This window comes from Pseudobdellovibrionaceae bacterium, assembly GCA_020635075.1.
In the GTDB taxonomy this organism is placed as follows: domain Bacteria; phylum Bdellovibrionota; class Bdellovibrionia; order Bdellovibrionales; family UBA1609; genus JADZEO01.
Genome location: JACKAM010000004.1, coordinates 451,973 through 468,594, shown reverse-complemented (window position 1 = coordinate 468,594; position 16,622 = coordinate 451,973). Strand labels below are relative to the sequence as shown.

Annotated in this window: 18 protein-coding genes and 1 tRNA gene; 8 read left to right on the top strand and 11 right to left on the bottom strand. The window is 49.7% G+C overall.

From position 1 onward, the window contains the following. Positions 1 to 106: 106 nt before the first annotated feature. The gene (locus H6624_19640; protein MCB9086563.1) at positions 107 to 589 is read right to left on the bottom strand and encodes a hypothetical protein; all 483 of its coding nucleotides are present in this window, start codon (positions 587 to 589) and stop codon (positions 107 to 109) included. An 84-nt stretch (positions 590 to 673) separates the two neighbouring features. On the opposite strand from H6624_19640, the gene H6624_19635 reads away from it, so the two are divergent. Both H6624_19635 and selD read left to right on the top strand, forming a co-directional pair. Next, entirely contained in the window at positions 674 to 1,219 is a 546-nt protein-coding gene (locus H6624_19635) for a 6-carboxytetrahydropterin synthase (protein ID MCB9086562.1), read from the top strand. 15 nt (positions 1,220 to 1,234) lie between these two features. Beyond that, entirely contained in the window at positions 1,235 to 2,299 is a 1,065-nt protein-coding gene (selD, locus tag H6624_19630) for a selenide, water dikinase SelD (GenBank protein MCB9086561.1), read from the top strand. A gap of 32 nt (positions 2,300 to 2,331) precedes the next feature. On the opposite strand, the gene H6624_19625 is transcribed toward selD, so the two are convergent. Continuing rightward, the gene (locus H6624_19625) at positions 2,332 to 2,781 is read right to left on the bottom strand and encodes a GNAT family N-acetyltransferase (GenBank protein MCB9086560.1); all 450 of its coding nucleotides are present in this window, start codon (positions 2,779 to 2,781) and stop codon (positions 2,332 to 2,334) included. A gap of 173 nt (positions 2,782 to 2,954) precedes the next feature. Between H6624_19625 and H6624_19620 the strand changes: the two genes are divergently transcribed. Beyond that, positions 2,955 to 3,881, top strand: a complete 927-nt coding sequence (locus H6624_19620; protein MCB9086559.1) for a hypothetical protein — start codon at positions 2,955 to 2,957, stop codon at positions 3,879 to 3,881. Positions 3,882 to 3,888: 7 nt separating this feature from the next. Here the strand turns inward: H6624_19620 and H6624_19615 are convergent, their stop codons facing one another. Genes H6624_19615 through H6624_19605 form a run of 3 tightly spaced genes read right to left on the bottom strand, consistent with a single transcriptional unit; the run spans position 3,889 to position 6,499 of the window. After that, complete coding sequence (locus tag H6624_19615) at positions 3,889 to 4,347, bottom strand: DUF4920 domain-containing protein (GenBank protein MCB9086558.1); 459 nt, start codon at positions 4,345 to 4,347, stop codon at positions 3,889 to 3,891. Positions 4,348 to 4,358: 11 nt separating this feature from the next. Beyond that, complete coding sequence (locus tag H6624_19610) at positions 4,359 to 4,838, bottom strand: YchJ family protein (GenBank protein ID MCB9086557.1); 480 nt, start codon at positions 4,836 to 4,838, stop codon at positions 4,359 to 4,361. A 59-nt stretch (positions 4,839 to 4,897) separates the two neighbouring features. Continuing rightward, positions 4,898 to 6,499 carry a peptide ABC transporter substrate-binding protein gene (locus tag H6624_19605; protein MCB9086556.1) on the bottom strand — a complete coding sequence of 534 codons (1,602 nt, stop codon included), beginning with the start codon at positions 6,497 to 6,499 and terminating at the stop codon, positions 4,898 to 4,900. 292 nt (positions 6,500 to 6,791) lie between these two features. Here H6624_19605 and H6624_19600 point away from each other — a divergent pair, with 292 nt between their 5' ends. Next, positions 6,792 to 7,493 (top strand): hypothetical protein, encoded by a 702-nt coding sequence (locus H6624_19600; protein ID MCB9086555.1) that lies wholly within the window; start codon positions 6,792 to 6,794, stop codon positions 7,491 to 7,493. Positions 7,494 to 7,588: 95 nt separating this feature from the next. Here the strand turns inward: H6624_19600 and H6624_19595 are convergent, their stop codons facing one another. Together H6624_19595 and H6624_19590 are read right to left on the bottom strand one after the other, a co-directional pair. Further along, entirely contained in the window at positions 7,589 to 8,698 is a 1,110-nt protein-coding gene (locus H6624_19595; GenBank protein MCB9086554.1) for a glutaminyl-peptide cyclotransferase, read from the bottom strand. A 273-nt stretch (positions 8,699 to 8,971) separates the two neighbouring features. Further along, positions 8,972 to 9,481, bottom strand: a complete 510-nt coding sequence (locus H6624_19590) for a hypothetical protein (GenBank protein MCB9086553.1) — start codon at positions 9,479 to 9,481, stop codon at positions 8,972 to 8,974. A 111-nt stretch (positions 9,482 to 9,592) separates the two neighbouring features. On the opposite strand from H6624_19590, the gene H6624_19585 reads away from it, so the two are divergent. Further along, complete coding sequence (locus tag H6624_19585) at positions 9,593 to 10,420, top strand: hypothetical protein (protein ID MCB9086552.1); 828 nt, start codon at positions 9,593 to 9,595, stop codon at positions 10,418 to 10,420. Positions 10,421 to 10,543: 123 nt separating this feature from the next. Further along, a complete protein-coding gene (locus H6624_19580; GenBank protein MCB9086551.1) occupies positions 10,544 to 10,813 on the top strand; it encodes a hypothetical protein in 270 nt (89 codons plus the stop codon). Between the two features lie 123 nt (positions 10,814 to 10,936). Here the strand turns inward: H6624_19580 and H6624_19575 are convergent, their stop codons facing one another. Further along, positions 10,937 to 11,521, bottom strand: a complete 585-nt coding sequence (locus H6624_19575) for a hypothetical protein (GenBank protein MCB9086550.1) — start codon at positions 11,519 to 11,521, stop codon at positions 10,937 to 10,939. Between the two features lie 326 nt (positions 11,522 to 11,847). On the opposite strand from H6624_19575, the gene H6624_19570 reads away from it, so the two are divergent. Then, the gene (locus H6624_19570; protein MCB9086549.1) at positions 11,848 to 12,462 is read left to right on the top strand and encodes a hypothetical protein; all 615 of its coding nucleotides are present in this window, start codon (positions 11,848 to 11,850) and stop codon (positions 12,460 to 12,462) included. 208 nt (positions 12,463 to 12,670) lie between these two features. Here the strand turns inward: H6624_19570 and H6624_19565 are convergent. The 3 genes from H6624_19565 to gcvT all read right to left on the bottom strand — a co-directional run bounded on the left by H6624_19565 (position 12,671) and on the right by gcvT (position 14,425). Further along, a tRNA-Leu gene (locus H6624_19565) sits at positions 12,671 to 12,755 on the bottom strand. Between the two features lie 129 nt (positions 12,756 to 12,884). Then, the gene (gene gcvH, locus H6624_19560; GenBank protein ID MCB9086548.1) at positions 12,885 to 13,274 is read right to left on the bottom strand and encodes a glycine cleavage system protein GcvH; all 390 of its coding nucleotides are present in this window, start codon (positions 13,272 to 13,274) and stop codon (positions 12,885 to 12,887) included. Positions 13,275 to 13,330: 56 nt separating this feature from the next. Then, the gene (gene gcvT / locus H6624_19555; GenBank protein MCB9086547.1) at positions 13,331 to 14,425 is read right to left on the bottom strand and encodes a glycine cleavage system aminomethyltransferase GcvT; all 1,095 of its coding nucleotides are present in this window, start codon (positions 14,423 to 14,425) and stop codon (positions 13,331 to 13,333) included. Positions 14,426 to 14,632: 207 nt separating this feature from the next. On the opposite strand from gcvT, the gene H6624_19550 reads away from it, so the two are divergent. Next, the gene (locus H6624_19550) at positions 14,633 to 16,603 is read left to right on the top strand and encodes a hypothetical protein (protein MCB9086546.1); all 1,971 of its coding nucleotides are present in this window, start codon (positions 14,633 to 14,635) and stop codon (positions 16,601 to 16,603) included. Positions 16,604 to 16,622 lie beyond the last annotated feature (19 nt).

Here is a 16,622-nt window from a genome sequence, read left to right as displayed (position 1 = left end):
TGTCTCATATCGGACCAAGGTCCGTATCACTTTAGGACAAAATCAAAAGGGGCCCGAAGAGGCCCCTTAGATAACTGAAATCACTTGGGATTTCTATCTACAAAATTCAGTTCAGAGTATCGTATTTCTTGGTCTTCTTGTTGTACTTCTTCACCTTGTAGGAGGCGGTGTCAGCTGAGCTGTAGCCATTGGGACCGTCATTAAATGTCTCAAAGACAGCAATGACGGCGATCTCGTCTTTGGCGTCATCACCCCAGTCCTGTTGCACGGTCATAAGGATGTGGAAGTCGCGGGCCTCTTCATCGCTGCCCTCACCAAACACCAGGTGAGCAACAGGCAGTCCACTCATGCCCCAATCACTGTCGCTATTCATTAAAGAAATATCACCTTTGGTGTATTCGAATTCATCATTTTGGTTGAGAACCTGAACATTGCCATTCGAGCGAATCAGAAAGTGCAGAGCCGTATCGCTGTCGATTTCCAGAATATAACGACCAGACAAGCCTTTAATGACTTCGTCCTGATCCAGGCTGGCAAAAGCTGAAAAGCTGGACACAAATAGAGCAATAGCGAGAAACAAACGTGTCATGGATCCCCCCAAGTTAGACGTTTTGATGAGTTTCAGACCCCTTCATACCTGAATCCCGCCAGATTCCCTCCCCGCAAGCCCCACTTGAAACAATTTCCCCCGGTTTTTTCCGAACCTCCTCTAGCAGCTGATGAATTTTCAGCCCTCGGCCCGCAAATCCAGGCCCCCAAGGGATTGACTCAAGGCTTCAAATCATCCATTCTCTGCCCCATGAATTCCCAGGGTCTGTTTACTTTAAGCACCTCCTTTACCTTTGAGGCCGCTCACCGGCTGGTACACGGCTATTCAGGCAAATGTCGCAATCTTCATGGCCACTCCTTTCGCATCACTTGTTCGATTGAGGGGTCCGATTTGGATCAGTATGGAATGGTTAAGGACTTTGCCGAATTCAAAGTCCTCAAGGCCTGGTGTAAAGATCATTGGGATCATGCGACCTTGTTGTCAGAGTCTGATACCGCCACCATTGAGTTTCTTACTTCGACAGAGCAGAAGTTTTTTTGCTTTAAGGAAAACCCAACTTCTGAAGTGATCGCCCGCTACTTATTAAAAAAGTCAGAAGAGCTTGGCTTCCCTTTGACCTCTGTCACCATTGACGAAACCTGCACTCACTCGTGCACCATTCGACGCTAACCGGGAGAGTTGACCATGGATACATTTCTGGATTCAAATCTGGAACCCATTGCCCTCACTAAGACTGTTAAGAAAAGTGGCTGTGCCGCGAAACTTCCGGCCGGGGAGCTGAGCAAAGTTCTCAAGTCTCTGCCATTAAAGCGTCCCGACTCGCTGATTGTGGGAATGGAAAAATTTGACGACGCGGCTCTTTGGGATCTGGGTGATGGTCGACTGATGGTGAAAACTCTGGATTTTTTTACTCCCATTGTGGATGACCCCGTGGATTTTGGGCGCATTGCTGCCGCCAACGCCCTCAGCGATGTGTACGCCATGGGCGGAACTCCTGCGCTGGCCTTAACCATTCTTGCTTTTCCCACAGCCCACTTGCCCATGGAGATGGTGAGGTTCTTGATGGCGGGTGCGGTGGAAAAAATTGAGGAAGCGGGTGCCGCTCTGGGTGGCGGCCACAGCATTGATGACGATACTTTAAAACTTGGATTTTCTGTCACCGGCTTTGTGGACAAAAACCGAGCTTGGACAAACGCGGGGGCTCACCCGGGAGATGTGCTGATTCTCACTAAAGCCCTCGGCACGGGCACACTGATTAGCGCCAACAAAGAAGGCAAAGCTGAGGCCGAATGGATGAAGGCGGCCATACAGAGTATGAGCCAACTCAACACAGTTCCTCAGCTATTAGCTGACTTTGATATTCATGCCGCCACCGATATTACAGGTTTTGGATTAGCTGGACATGGAATGGAAATGGCGATCGCCAGCGGTTATCGCCTAAACATCAAGACCAGCCAGTTGCCAGTTCTGCCTGGCGCCTTGGAAATGCTCAAACAAGGGATCTTGAATAAGGCCCACAAGACCAATTTGGATTACACCAAAGACAAAGTTGAATTCTCCTCACAGATTCCAGCAGCCCAAAGGTGGTTATGTCTGGATGCCCAAACCTCTGGTGGCCTTCTATTGGCCGTTTCACCTGAGGATCAAGAAGGGATTTTACGCCAACTCAGAACCCACTTCCCCATGGCTTGCGCTATTGGTGTGGTTTCTGACGTTCCTGCTGAGCCCTTTGCTATTAGTCTCGATTAAGTGCCAGGCGTATTTTTCAATTTGGTACCAAATTACAGCGCTTTTTCCATGATTATCTTGGTTTCACCCTCATCGTCCGTGAAAGTGCCAATAATTTGAAAACCTGATTTGAGGTTGAGGATGATCATCTCCTGCCACTGATTCTTAGTTTGAGTGCGAAGACCCTTATAGCCTTCGCTCTTGAGCCAGGAGTGCTGAAACTCCATTAGAGCACGAGCAATGCCCTTGCCCCGATAATCGGGATCAACTCCACCCATCCAACTGTAATAGTGTCCAGGCTTGCGTTCGTAACCAAGTTTAAAGCCCACCACCTGTTCACCGGCAAGAGCCACAAAAAGACTAGGACGGTGCTTGGTTCGGATCTCACCAGGCAAATGACAGGCGTGTGCCTGACCGAATAAGAGCCGATCCAGCTTCATCGCACCACTAAAGTGAGGATGCTCCACTTTAGCCAAATTGACCCTCTTGATTTCCCAATCCATCGCTCGACTCCCAATAGGTACTGGTACCTAGAAATTTGACAGCTGGCGAGCACTCTACGGCAGTTGCTCCCATTGGACCAGAAAAAACACCCCTCATAGCCTCTCCTCCCCCCGCCATTTCGATCTGAGTGGACCTGATCTTGAAATATCACTTTGTCAGGAGAATTTTGCTTATGGAAAAGCGATTAAAAATGTCATTTGCGGTGTTAAGTAACGTCATCCTTCCCCTTCTCGCTGGGATGGTCTTTGCACTATCCACTATTGCCTGCTCGGGAGTTCGATTCTCCAATAAGGGCGGCGAGGGCCCAGGTGATTACTTCGGCAACAATCAGCCCGGCGGCCCCGGGGTTCCGGTTGATCCCAACTCCATTCCCCTTTGTGAGAACATTGTTGTCCAAGGATTTCAAGGCGTTTGCTTGATCTTTAGAGATCGATTCGAGAGAAGTGCTATTGTCGACCACGACGACTTTCGCTGGGAAACCATCATCATGGACAATGGCTACAACGGTTCCAATGTCGACGCCAAAATCGAAAATTCTAACCACCTGGGACCTGTGGCCGATGGCGATCGAGCTATCTTGTTCCGAGGTCGCGAAGGTGGATCTACTCATGAAATCTACCTGATTTCACATCCCTTTGATTTTTCGGGCTTCGATATGGCCTATATCCAGTTCGAATACTTGCCCATTCACCTGGAAAGCCAGATTCAGCTCACCTATAATGGAAGAAAACTTCCCGAATCCGTGAGGGTGGACCTTTGCCAAGACACCGACGAGAAGTGCGGTCTTAGCGGCTCTAATCGCCATGAAAGACTGCGCGACATCACCCCCTGGGAAGCCTTTTTTCCAAGCGACCTGGCTTTTGGACGAAATCTGAATATTCGCAACTTTCAACTATCTGACTGGAAACTGGGTCAGGCCTATATTGATCTCAAGCAGTTTACCAAACGTCAGGAAAAATTTGTCTTTCGCGTGGCGGCCGCCATGGACGAAGGCTACAATGGCAACAACCGCAACAACCCAATGGAAGACGGAATCATCTTTGACAACATCATCCTCGTCGCCGTCAAGAGCAATCCCGATCCAGACAATCAGCCGTAAGGTTGCCCTATTGGGCGACCTTAACCCCTGAGGCAACGAAGCTAAATTCCTTCTGCGGTGATTTAATGGCGGCAATTTCCGCTTGGGACTTGCCAGCGTCTTTAGCGAAGTGGCGGGCTTGGCTGACCTTAAGGGTCTTTTCAGATAGAAGTCCCTGAGCCAAAACCTTCTTTCCCTTTAAAGTGACTGGAACAAAAAAGCCATAGTCCTTGAAAGTCACCCGAGCCTGATGATCACCTGACGTAATCGCCATCCAGCAGCCTTTATTGGTGCATACCTTCTCAACCGTCCCGGTCACAAGGATTTCCTTATTGCCAACTTCCGACAACTTACTAATGGCCACTGAAAGTTCGACCGGCTCCTTCATCGTGATATCGGCACCATAAAAAGGTTTCTCTTTGACCCCATTGGCGAAGGCCACAGACGCGAATACCAAAACTGCTAACACCACTCCAGGAACTTTCATTCTGGCCCCTCCTAACCGCAACACTTTTTATATTTTTTGCCACTTCCACAGGGGCAGGGATCATTACGCCCCACCTTTTCACCACGCTCTACCGTCTTCAAACTGGGGTTTTTGCCGTCTGAGAAATACCACTGGCCATTGCGTTTAACGAAAGTACTCAATTCGTGATGCTCCTCAGGGCCATCTCCCATGTCGTAGCTCACCTTGAACTCAACCGTCCCTTTTTCATCCTCAGGCCCACCGCCTGTGGTGCCAACAACGTCCAGACCCTTCCACTCAGCGCTTTCCGCCCAACGACGGTTGGCTTCAGGGTCCAGATCCTTTTTAGTCTTTGGATCATGAGTTTTATTGACGAAGTCCATATCCACCCGGGTGAATGCCGTATAACGAGCACGCATCAAGCGCTCAGCCGTTTCTGCCTTTTCTTTGCCGCTTAATATCGGCTCACAACAATTTGAAAACTCAGTTCCACTTTGACAAGGGCAATCCATTCTTACACTCCCAATCGCCAGAATTCTCAGGTGTCATTATCACCCACCGTCAAACAATGTCACTTCAATTTTACTCGTCGAAACTCCACCCGATCCAAAGGATTTATGGGGAACCCCTGGGTTCTCTCACTGACAAGGTATTTGTTGCTGGACGAGTACACGGCAAAGGCCGGAACCTCTTCAACGCTGAGGATTTCCTGAATGCGTTTGTAGTATTCAAAGCGTTTTTCAGGCTTCAGCTCGGCCGCTGCCGAATCTAGGAGCTGATTAAATTCCTGCCCCCCCCAGCCAAAGCGATTAAATTCAGAGTCGCTACGAAAAACCTCAAACATAGGGGCCGGATCAGGAAACAAAGCGATCCACCCCATGCGAAAGAGATGAGGGGCATCGGAGTTGATCTGGGCTAAGTAACTCTTCCATTCTTGGTTTTGGATCTCAAGCTCAATACCCAGATTCTTCTTCAATTGAGCCTGAATGTTTTCAATAACCAGCTTGTGATTGGAATTGGTGTTGTAGGAGATCACAGCTTTGGGAAACTGTTTACTCCTCCCATATCCAGTTTTTCCAAGGAGGATTCTCGCCTTGTCTGGGTCAAAGGTCATTCCAAAGGTATCACTGTAACCCAACATATCGGGTGGCAACCAGGCCCGATTGCCCATGACGTGACCACCTAGGACCTGAACAATCTCACGTCGGTCTATGGCCATGGATATGGCGCGACGGACATCTGGATTGTTGAATGGCTCCTTTTTTGTATTAAAGCCAAGAAAGTTAATGGAGTACTCGCTGCTTGTCTTAAACTCAGCCTTACCCTTCAGTCGATCCAGTTCGCCAGCAGGAATGGTGGGCTGAATATCAATCTGTCCAGTTTCGAACAGATTCACACCCGTGGACTCGTCATTGATGATTCTTAGTAGAACATTCTGAATGGGTGGCGGCGTGAGAAAGTAACCGATGTTTTTCTCCAGCACTAGGTAATTGTCGTGTTTCCACTCCTTGAGGTGGTAGGAACCCAGCGTCGCCAGATTCTCCGCTTCTGTCCACTTATCCCCATATTTGGCAATGAGATCTTTACGGATAGGGATGGCATTTTGAATCGCTAGCAATTTAGGAAAGTAGGCTAGAGGCTTGTTGAGAGTAAAGCGAATCTGATACTTACCTTCAGCTTTCACTCCCACTTGGGAGAAGTCCTTAAGAATACCTTTATTGAAGTCCTTCGCCCCCACGACTTCAAAAAACCAACTGGCACCCGATGCGGCTGTTTCGGGTTGAAGAAGTCTCTCTAGACTGTCCACCACCTGCTGGGCTTCGAACTCCTTCCCATCTGACCACTTAACCCCTTCGCGGAGCTCAAAAACCCACTGGTGCCCCTGTTTTTCTGCATGCCAATCTACCGCCAGGCGAGGCTCAAGGGGCAAATCATTCTCACTCAAGTCAAAGCCAAGCAAGGGTTCCATGACATTAAATATCACTATGGCTGAGGCCACATCAGTGGCCTTGTTCCAATCCAGGGTCGGAGGCTCAGTGGTCAGATTGTAGATCAGGGTCTCCTCATATTTGAGGCCGGCCACCATTTTGACTTCCCGTTTTTTGCTCGTACAGCTTGCCAGGGCCAACGCCATTGTCAGCGTCAAAAGCCTTCCCATGTATCCCATAACCATGCGCCCTCCGTTCACTTGCAAAGGTCATCATCCCGTCTAACCGCCTAAAACGCATCAAACTGAGACGAATCAAGGTCCCATTGTGTCCCAAAATGATTAAAAACCCAAAAAATAAAATAGTTTGAGAGGAATTGGCGCGGGGTTTCGTCTTGCTGTATGGAGACCAATCACCTGTCCGTTCCTTCCAGGGCTCTCGTAATTTCTGCTGTCCGTTTCCTGAAAATCAAATTACCGCACATGTAATCTGAATCTCTGCGCGATTAGGCAGAAACCACTTTGACGGGGGTAGACCATGGGGCTACGGCTTTTAGGGCTTTTAACATCAATTATTTTTGTCATCGGCTGTAATAGTGACGTTCGTTTTGGCAGCGACCAGGACGCAAACGGCAAGGCTGGATGCACGCCAGTCACCTCGGTAGCAAAGGCATTTGCCTTTCCAGATAACTTAGACCCTGTGGTCGTCGCCTGCGACGGCGACAAAGAATGCGCTGTCATTTGTCATGTCCCTCCAGGAAATCCAGATAATCAACATACAATAGTTGTAGGGCTTCCGGCTCTCCGCGCTCATATCACCCACAATCACAATCGGGGACCAGATGCCGAGCACCGCGATTACCTAGGTGAGTGTGTGCCGCGCAACCCAGGTGGAACCCCTCCCATTACTGGTGACGATGACGACGACGATGATGACGGAGGCGTCGGCGGTGGCACTCCCCCTGGCGGCGGCGGATCAGGCGGCGGAAACCAACCCCCGTCTGGTGACGATGACGACGACGATGATGACGGAGGCGTCGGCGGTGGCACTCCCCCCGGCGGCGGCGGATCAGGCGGCGGAAACCAACCCCCGTCTGGTGACGATGACGACGACGATGACGGTACCGGCGGCGGAACTTCTCCTGGCGGTGGCTCTGGAGGCGGTGAAACACCTGACAACGGGGATGGAACCACTGATCCCAACAAAGATGACGGCTTGTCACCTGATATGTGTGTGTAATTAAAACTGAGATTTAAAAACCGACTACGCAACCCAAGAAAAGCGGGCCCACCAAGGAGGCCCGCTTTTTGTTTCACGAGTCTCATCCCTCACCCTTATGGGCCAACCAAATCAGATCCCTTAAATTCATAAAAATAGGGCCAGTTCTTTCCCGTAAAGTAAACCAAGTCTTGTCGGGAGTCGTAAGCAATACCATTAAAGGCGAAGTGCCGGTCACGGCACAAAAACATCCCCGGAAGTTGAGAGTCTGGAGGACAGGCCAGTTCATGAGCCGACGGACTGGTGGCCAAAGCCTTGTCGGCGAAGGTCTTCATCTCCGTGTGGTCGGGATGAAATTGCAGCACCTTTTCCACGTACCCAGTTTTTGGGTCAATGACCAAAACCTGATGACCGTTATAATACTCCCCCGCCCCATTCTCATTGCGAACATCAATAAAGACATTGGCCAATAACTTGTTGCCAACCATTTCCAGTTCATTGATTTGACTCACCGGTCGATCACCATTGACCACCTCGATAAAACCCACTTTTTTCAAGTTTGTGAGATCACCGGCATCATAGAAGGTGATCAGACTTGAGCCGTCACTGAGGAGCAAGAATTCCTTCGCACCTTCCTTGTAGACCGTAGCCCCCCAGCCCTCACCTTTTCTCTGGTAGGCTCGCGGTTTCTTTTTTCCTCCAATGACCCTATCCTTTTTGTAAACAAAATACTTCTCTCCCCGCCATGAGAACTGAATCAGGGAGTTTCCGACCAGTGCCAATCCTTCGGCAAAAAAGTTTTTCCATATGCCAGCCATCCAGCCGGTGGCATTTTCCTCCTCGGGAGTGAGATTGTCTCTTTGATAGAAGTCATTAAGATAAGAGAGCTCCCTATAGCTGGACGTAAGCTGGGTCTGATCCAAAGTGTATTGGATGAGAGACGAGTGGCGCCACCACCCTACGCTCTCAAACAAGGTCCCCGTCTGTTCATCAAAGACTAAACCCTGGGTGAATCGTGGTAGCTTCGAGTATTTCTTGTATTTCGGAGCGTAACTGCCCTGTTGGGAATTTTCGTTGATTGGCTTTAGCTCGACGTGAACCACCTCAGCCGGTGGCGGAATAGTCTCTCTTTGGACACCCGCAGATGAAGACATGTGCCCCACAACACTGCCGCTGGCCAATGCCACCATGGCTACCAACCATACACTTTTAAGTACTTTTTTCACCGTACCTCCTCTTTCCACGACTTCGACTAAGCCGCAATAAAACAGGAGAAGGGCCGGAGAACGAAACAACGCCTTCGAGAAGGAGGAGTCTGTTAGCTGTCCATAGGGGTGACAACCAACGCCTTCAACTTATCCATTTACATCAACCGAGGCCGATGCTAAAAATCCACCCTGGACCGCAGGGGTCAATATCTTCTTGTTTTTTTATTGGGATAAATCTACGAGAATCAAAGTATTCTGGCGATTACTTTCATTAACTCCTGTGGTCCTTTTTTATGTTCCGTCACCTCCGGCACCTCCGCCTTCCCGTCGACAAGACGGGATATTAAACACCTTATCAAATAAGAAACTCTTACCGACCTCGCCCGAGGTTCGATAGATCTTTAACTCCAATTCACGAGGGACTTCTTTAGGCTCTCTTAACCATCTAGAACAAATCTCATTAGTCGACCAATCCCCGCAGACTAATTCACCCATCTCATTGGCAAATAGGTAGTCGTACTCCGTCCGCCAGACATCCTGATCACCGCCGCTGCGGTAATTGACACGGGATTCAATACCAACCAGATCCCGGGTCCGCAAAACCCCACTAGTTAGACAGGTGTCGGTAATAGGGACCGACATGCGCAGGTTACGATTGACTCCAACGGTAACACTTGGCTGCTCTACATAAAGGCGCGGGTCTTTGAGGATTTCCTTCCAATCCATGGCCAAGGCAGCATCTACCCACAGAGTGGCAAATAGGATGAGCAAGGCCTGGCATTTAAAAAAGCGAGATATCATTTTGGACCCTCTTAGGTAGACCGGTCGTAACTTACAGCCCCACCCTGGTCAAATGACAATATGAACAAATATTTCTTGTACGAACAAATTGTTCGCAGTAGAGGCTAAGTCATGAACTTGGCGGACTTTTTGATTTCCTGGAGAACGAACTCTGGGTTCGATTCAGCAACGAAGTTTTTCAATCACCTTGGTGGCGAGGGTGATCTGGGAATCAGTTTGCGTCATTATCAGCAGATCGAGTCTGGTCAGCGCACTCCCAGCTTCAAACTGTTTGCACTGCTATTTGGTCGCATGGACGATGGGCTTAAGCGTGATGCCTTGCTGGCTATGTTCCGTACAACCTTTGACCTCTATGAACAGGGTGATTATAACGAGGGACAGCAGGTCATTAGATTCCTTGAACAAAATCTCTTGTCGATCCGACCAAAAAAATCCACTGGACTGTGGCAACTCAAAGGCAACACATCTATATATTCCGATCGGCAGTTGAAGTACTTAACCGAAAATGAAGAGGCTTTTTTACTATTCAAAAAGGTTTTGCTGTTTGGAGAAGTTGACCGTTTTGAAGTTGATGACGAGAGCCTGGTCAAGAACCTGCAAACACTTGAATTGATTCAGGTCACAAACAAAAAAATCAAACGATTCGGGCGGGTCTATAGAATCCCTTCGGTGATTAACAGTCGTCCACGCAGTGTTGCCAAAGGCACTGACTTTATTATGCGCCATATGTCGAGTTACGTTTCTCGTGAAGGCACAGATAATCAAGCTCTGTGTTCTGCAATGCAGCTTGTGCCATCATGGGCAGCGGACCAAGTACTAGACAGATTGAATCAATTTAAGGACTGGGTTCAATCTCTTGCAGCGACACGAGTCGACGAAGAGTGTGTTCCCTTTGTCTTCGTTGGCTTTGCGAAAAAATTAGAACGCCGTGAGATGTGAAAAAATAAAATTACTTCGCAGTCAAAATTAATCTTGCTCAAAGAACAATCTCCTTTTAAGCCATAAGTACCCAATAAAAAAACATGTCGTTATTTACGACAAACAAAAAGTAAGGAGATAATTATGAAAGTAGCAACTCTTGTTGCCCTACTGGCACTTGCTCTTCCCATGGGTGCTTCCGCACAACACTACAGCAACAATGATCTTTGCGATGATATTCTGTATAGCCGCTGTGACAACCCCGTGATCCCCAGCCCCTCTGAGCCTTGGGATGGAGAGCAGCGTGGCGACGATTGGAGTCCGGAAGTGAAGCCCTCCAAAGGACAGCCCTATGTTCCTGGAGCTTACGATCGTGATGATGCAGACGACATGTTGAGAACAATCAACGACTGATTTACATCCCGCAAGATTAATCAGTTGTTGGATAGGAGGAAGGCGCCCCTTCCTCCTATTTTCGTTGTCGCAGGACCTACCACAGGTTCTTTAGCAGTGCGGGAGACGAATTCTAAAGGTATCTTAGTTTTTGAGTAGCCAGTTTCTGGGAATGTAAAAGTAAAAAGATCCCGTTCCACGAGCTGGACCCCAGTCCTCAACAAATGTCGGATCGTTGCTGGGCTCTAGTTCCTCTTCTTCGCGAAAGACATCGTAACCTCTAAAGTCGACTTTGATTTTAGTCGCATACTCACTCTTTTTTTCCACAGTGGCATTCATGGTGATCATGCCCTCGTCCTGAGTGATGGCCAAAGACCAGTCCTTTTCCCCTGTCCACTTCATGAGATCCGCAGAGCTGTCCTCAGCATAGTAGAATGTATCCACTTCAAGCCCCAGGGCACACAGAGACATCAAGTGGACCTCGACAGATTTTGCTTGGTTGGGAGATCTCTCGGCCCGCTTGGGCTCAACCGCCATCACGCCGACCACCTGGTTCAGGTCATTGAACAACAAGACAGGAATCTGGCCGGCAATTGAGATGTCTTCAAGTTCGGAAACAAAAAACTGGGCACCATCGTCGCCGTAGCAATTCTTAAGAACTTTTGAACTCGCGGCTGATGCCTGAGCCGCACTGGCAAATACAAATAGGGCCAACAATACCTGACGCATTTTCCCCTCCCGGATTTTATAGGTGACTGCTTATTCGTTGAGTTTAGATTTCTCAATTTAGCTACACCCGGGAGAGGGGTGGGGATAGGGACAGCTTGGACTTAGAAAATTTACTCACCTATTTCACCCACAGGACCGAAATAGCCAATAATTTCCTCACTTAAACCAGCCTCTTAGTTCCCTCTTGTCCAAATTTTATGTGTGAATTGCATGATCTATAGGGGGTCCCTTTTTCACGTCCCGGGGGATTATTTCTGCTAGAAGATTTTGAACATTAGGATAAATACCGACCCGGTGGTGCGGGTCAGACAAATGGGGTATCACAAATGAATAAAGCTATTCTTGCAAGCCTACTTGTGGGCTTCGTCGTGTTTTCCATGGGCACAGCCCTGGGTGAAGGTGCCTACTGCTATGAGTACGGCACAACTCGCATCGGGCGGGTTCTACAAAAACAAATCATTGAGGCCTATGATGGCGAGGAGATCCAAGGACTCCAAAGAGGCCGAAAGACATTCGTCTTTGCATCCAAATCCAAATTTAGCACTTGGACCTCAGGAACCTACACCATCAGGTATCAGGGGCAAAACTACGGACTCTTTCAGATCAACCTGGTCACTCAGGATGAAAACGTAGCTAAGCGCCTTGAGCTGGTCATGCAGGATGATACCATCGCTCTTTGCCACTCAGGCCAGGACTACAGTTTGGTCCCCACACGTGTTCAGCTACCCGTGCGCGACTTGGGATCCTTGGCCGTTGAAGGCTTTCTTTCCCGTGAAGATGATGTGAACTCCAGCAGGTACTTTCGCATTCTAAACCAAGTGGAGCTGGTTCGCTGCAATCCCGGAGACGGTCTAATCGCCTATGGACTGGATACCAGACATGGTATTCCGGCTCCCCAGTGGATGGGTGGTACATTGAAAGCGGGCTGCGGTAGGCTATAGAGATTTTTGCAAGAACACGCTTCACGGGTCGGAGACCCGGTCAGTTGAGCCTACTCCCTGCGGTCGCTCAACTGACTGCCTGACCACCCTCATGACCCTAGGTCTCGCTTCCAGCTCAACCTGCCGCCACTGGCGGCCGGGTCATTCGCTTCAAGTCCCTCGCAGGTCCCCAAATAAAAAAACCAACCACATGGTTGGTTTTTTTATTTGGTGCCCTGCGAGGGACTTGAACCCCCACGCCTCTCGGCACTAGATCCTAAGTCTAGCGTGTCTGCCAATTCCACCAGCAGGGCGTGATCTTGTTTTGTCTCCCCACCCGGGCTTTGTCCGACATCCAGTCTCGCGATGTCTGCCAATTCCACCAGCAGGGCGTGATCAAAAATCAATAAAGTTGTAACCCCAAAAAAAGGGGCGAGCAACACTTACTTGGCGATCAGTTTTTTATAGTCGGGAGCGCGCATGAGGTTGGCCAACTCTTTTTCAGTGTCCATCTCGATGCGAATCATCCAACCATCATTCATAGGATCGTCATTCATAGTGCCTGGCTCATCCATCAGTGAAGCATTCACTTCAATGACGGTTCCAGAAACAGGAGCGTACAAATCGTTGGCCGCCTTCACACTCTCTACTACACCGAAGGTTTCGCCCTGAGTGACTTTGGCACCTTCTTCGGGAAGCTCAACGTAAACAATTTCGCCCAACTGATCTTGAGCAAATTCTGTGATACCAACAGTGACGACGTTCTCGTCAACCTGAGCCCACTCGTGATCTTTGGTGTAGTAATTCTCTTCAGGAATGTGATAGTTCGCCATGCTTTTCGCCTCCCAACGCCTTTTTAAAAGGAACTCCCAATTGCCAACTTCTTCTCTTAGGCCTTCGTCACAAAGGGGGTCTTCACAACCACTGCTTTGAGCTTGCGACCACGAATCTCCACCATCACCTCAGTACCGGGTTCGGCCTGCTCTTTGGCCAAATAGCCCACAGCAATATTGTCACCACGACTGGGGGAAACCGTGCCACTTGTTACCCTGCCGATTTCTTTATTGTCAAAAGAAAACAAGGAGTAACCCTGTCTTGCGATCCCCCGATCCAGCATCTTGAGACCAACCAACTTATGGCTCAAGCCAGCTTCTTTGCCAGCCACAATCTTGTCCCGACCGATGAAATCCTTGGCCGCCGGCTTCACAACCCAACCCAGCCCAGCCATATAGGGGTTCGTCGTGTCGTCAATTTCGTGTCCGTAAAGCGGGTATTTCATCTCAGTTCTCAGTGTGTCCCTGGCTCCCAAGCCCACTGGACACACTTCCAAATCCTGACCCTTATCAAGAAGCAGGTTCCACAGGGCCATGGCCCTTGCCTTCGGAACAAAGATTTCAAAGCCCTCCTCACCAGTGTATCCCGTGCGGGCCAGGTAAACCTGGTCGCCATCAAATTGTGCGGGGACAAAGTGAAAGGACGCCACTGACTTCATGGTCTCACCAAATAGGCGAGACACCAGCTCCACGGCCCTCGGGCCTTGGACGGCAATTTGCCCCCAGTCATCACTCTCGTTCTTGAGTTCAGCGCCCTTGTTGTTTTCCACAATCCAAGCGTAATCTTTGTCGGCATTGGAAGCGTTCACGCAAAGAAGGTAATCCTGACCCTTCTCCAAACAGTAGACGATAAGGTCGTCCACAATACCGCCTGCAAAGTTGGTCAGCAGAGTGTATTGGGCCTGTCCGTTTTCAAGCTTTCCCACATGATTGGTCGTTAACCACTCCAGGGTCTCAAGGGACTTTGGGCCCTTCACGCGAATCTCTCCCATATGAGAGACATCAAACAAACCCACGTTCTTTCGCGTGTTCAAGTGTTCCTGGCGCAAGCCCTGATATTCAACCGGCATCCTCCAGCCAGCAAATTCCACCATTTTGCCCCCAAGGGCTTCATGACTCTTGCACAGAGGGGTTTCTTTCACCTCACTCATATACGCCTCCACAACAGGAAAAGGACCACTTTGCTCCCTCCCGGCAGGGCTGTCAAAGCCCTAGCGGAGCCTCGCCCGGAGTTGACAAAATTCGCCAATGACTCGTCGCGTGAGGCGCGAAATTGTCAAAAAATGCCTGGAAATACCAATAGATAGACCTCCAGCCTTGGCCCTGATCTTGCTCTTTGGATCTCCGCGGAGGTATTTTTGGCACGTTCCAGGATTAAACCCACTCTAATCAAACCCCTTTGGGCCCTGGCTTTGGCAGCCTTAATGGCCAGCTGTCAGGGGGGAATGCGCTCCCAGAACACCGGGTTAGTCGCCACTGAAAGCGACGATCCACACCTCACCGGGGCCTCCAAGATTAGCTACGATCCACAGGAACAGATCACTCACCTGGTCCCTTACACCGGTACTGGCCATACAGAGGTGATGCGTGAAATCCGTCGGCAGGTAAACCCGAAAACCTTCAATCCTGATTTGAGCAAGCAGATCGCCTACGCTCATGTGAACATCATTCGCGCAGCCAACGCCCAGAAACCCGAATCCGTAAAGGTGGTGATTGGTCTCAGGCCGGAGGGCGGTGGTTGGACAAGACCTCTGGAGTTTGAAGGGCCACTGAAGCCCTTGATTAACGGATCTCTCGGAAACGCTGGAGTACTGGTCAAGAATTCGGATCAATATACAGAGGCCCGCTACCAACTAGCTCTCGCCTGTCGCGACATCCAGTGCGACGAGGTTCAATTGATCCTACAAAAGATCGACCTCAACATTCCTAGCCACCAGGCGCCCACAGTCTCCGACGAAACTGGAATTCTCTACACCCGCCACGAAACTCAGTATCGAGTGCGCGAAACCAAAGGTACGAATTCGACCCCAGTTCTTACTGCCCTCACTCAATCCGGCGCAACTGAAAGATCGGCAATTCAAGAGTCCGTAGAAGTCCTTGATGGACCGGCCTATGTTCGCGTTCGTGTGCCTGGAGATAAACCCGGACAGGATGTTCTGGTCGTCGAGGGTGAACTCCTGCGCACCACCGATCAAACCTCGGATCTACAGAGAGCAGAGGTTGGCGACCACCCCCTTAAGGGAGTCCTCCTGGGCAACAACGAAAAGGGGGATATTGCCATTCGCCTTCGATCCGATGCCGAGGGCAAAGAGGGTGAGGTGACAGTTTTCTTTGAACGGCCAGGAACAGACCGTCCACCAGTACAACCTGAATTCAAGGTTGTCGACAGCGAAGTCTGGTCGAGTCACCCAAGCGCTGTGATTGCGGTGAATTTTTCCGATCCCAAACTGAGCAAAGCCCAAGAAGTGACTCGGCAGCTGGAAAAATTTCGCGTTAACCCCTACGTTCAAGAGTTTATTCAGTATTGGACCGGGGCAAAAAAATACCGCCAGTGTGGCAAGGGCGCCTCTTACAACATGAAACCTCGGGCGATGAACTTCTTCCACAAGATGAAAGCCCTCGTCCCCTATACCACGCCCATCTTTCAACACCTGGATGTGACTCCTGAAATGCTCTATATCAGTGCTTTGGAATCCCAGTTTGCCATCTCCGAGGGTTGGATTATTGAAGCCACAAAACTCCCCGCAGGTGCGAACCCTAAGTACTACACAGCCGCTGGTCCATTTCAGATTACCGAGACCGCCTCGCGCTATTTGCGCAATGAACGGTCGCCAAATCTCAACTTTGTGACATTTCCGATTCAAGAGGATCGCAGTGTTAACCCCCAAGATGACAGGGGGTTCTTCTTACCTACGACTTATGCCGCGGCCTCATATACTAAGGACCTCATGGGCTGGTTTCCGGAACACCCGGAGCTATGGCCACTAGGCTATACCGAGGGGCAAGGGGCTCTCGCCGTTTCAATGAAATGCTCCTTGATGGACACTGCTGAAGAGAGAGAGTCATGTAAAGCTAGCTCCAATGCAGGAGCAGCGATGAACCAGCGTGACCGCTACAGAAGCGCCACTCTAGACGACATTGTTCGCTTCAAGATGGCCCCTTGTGCAAAGCTTGATTACGTTTTGCTTTACTTGGCACTGAAGTTTGTGGGCGCCAATATGAGTGAATTCAATCTGCAGTTTGATCAGGCCAAGGTTCCCAAGGAACTTCCCAAACTCTATCGTGAAGGCCAAAATCAAGAAAACCTGATTCCAACAATGCTGAAGTAAAATAAAACACCTTGGCCAA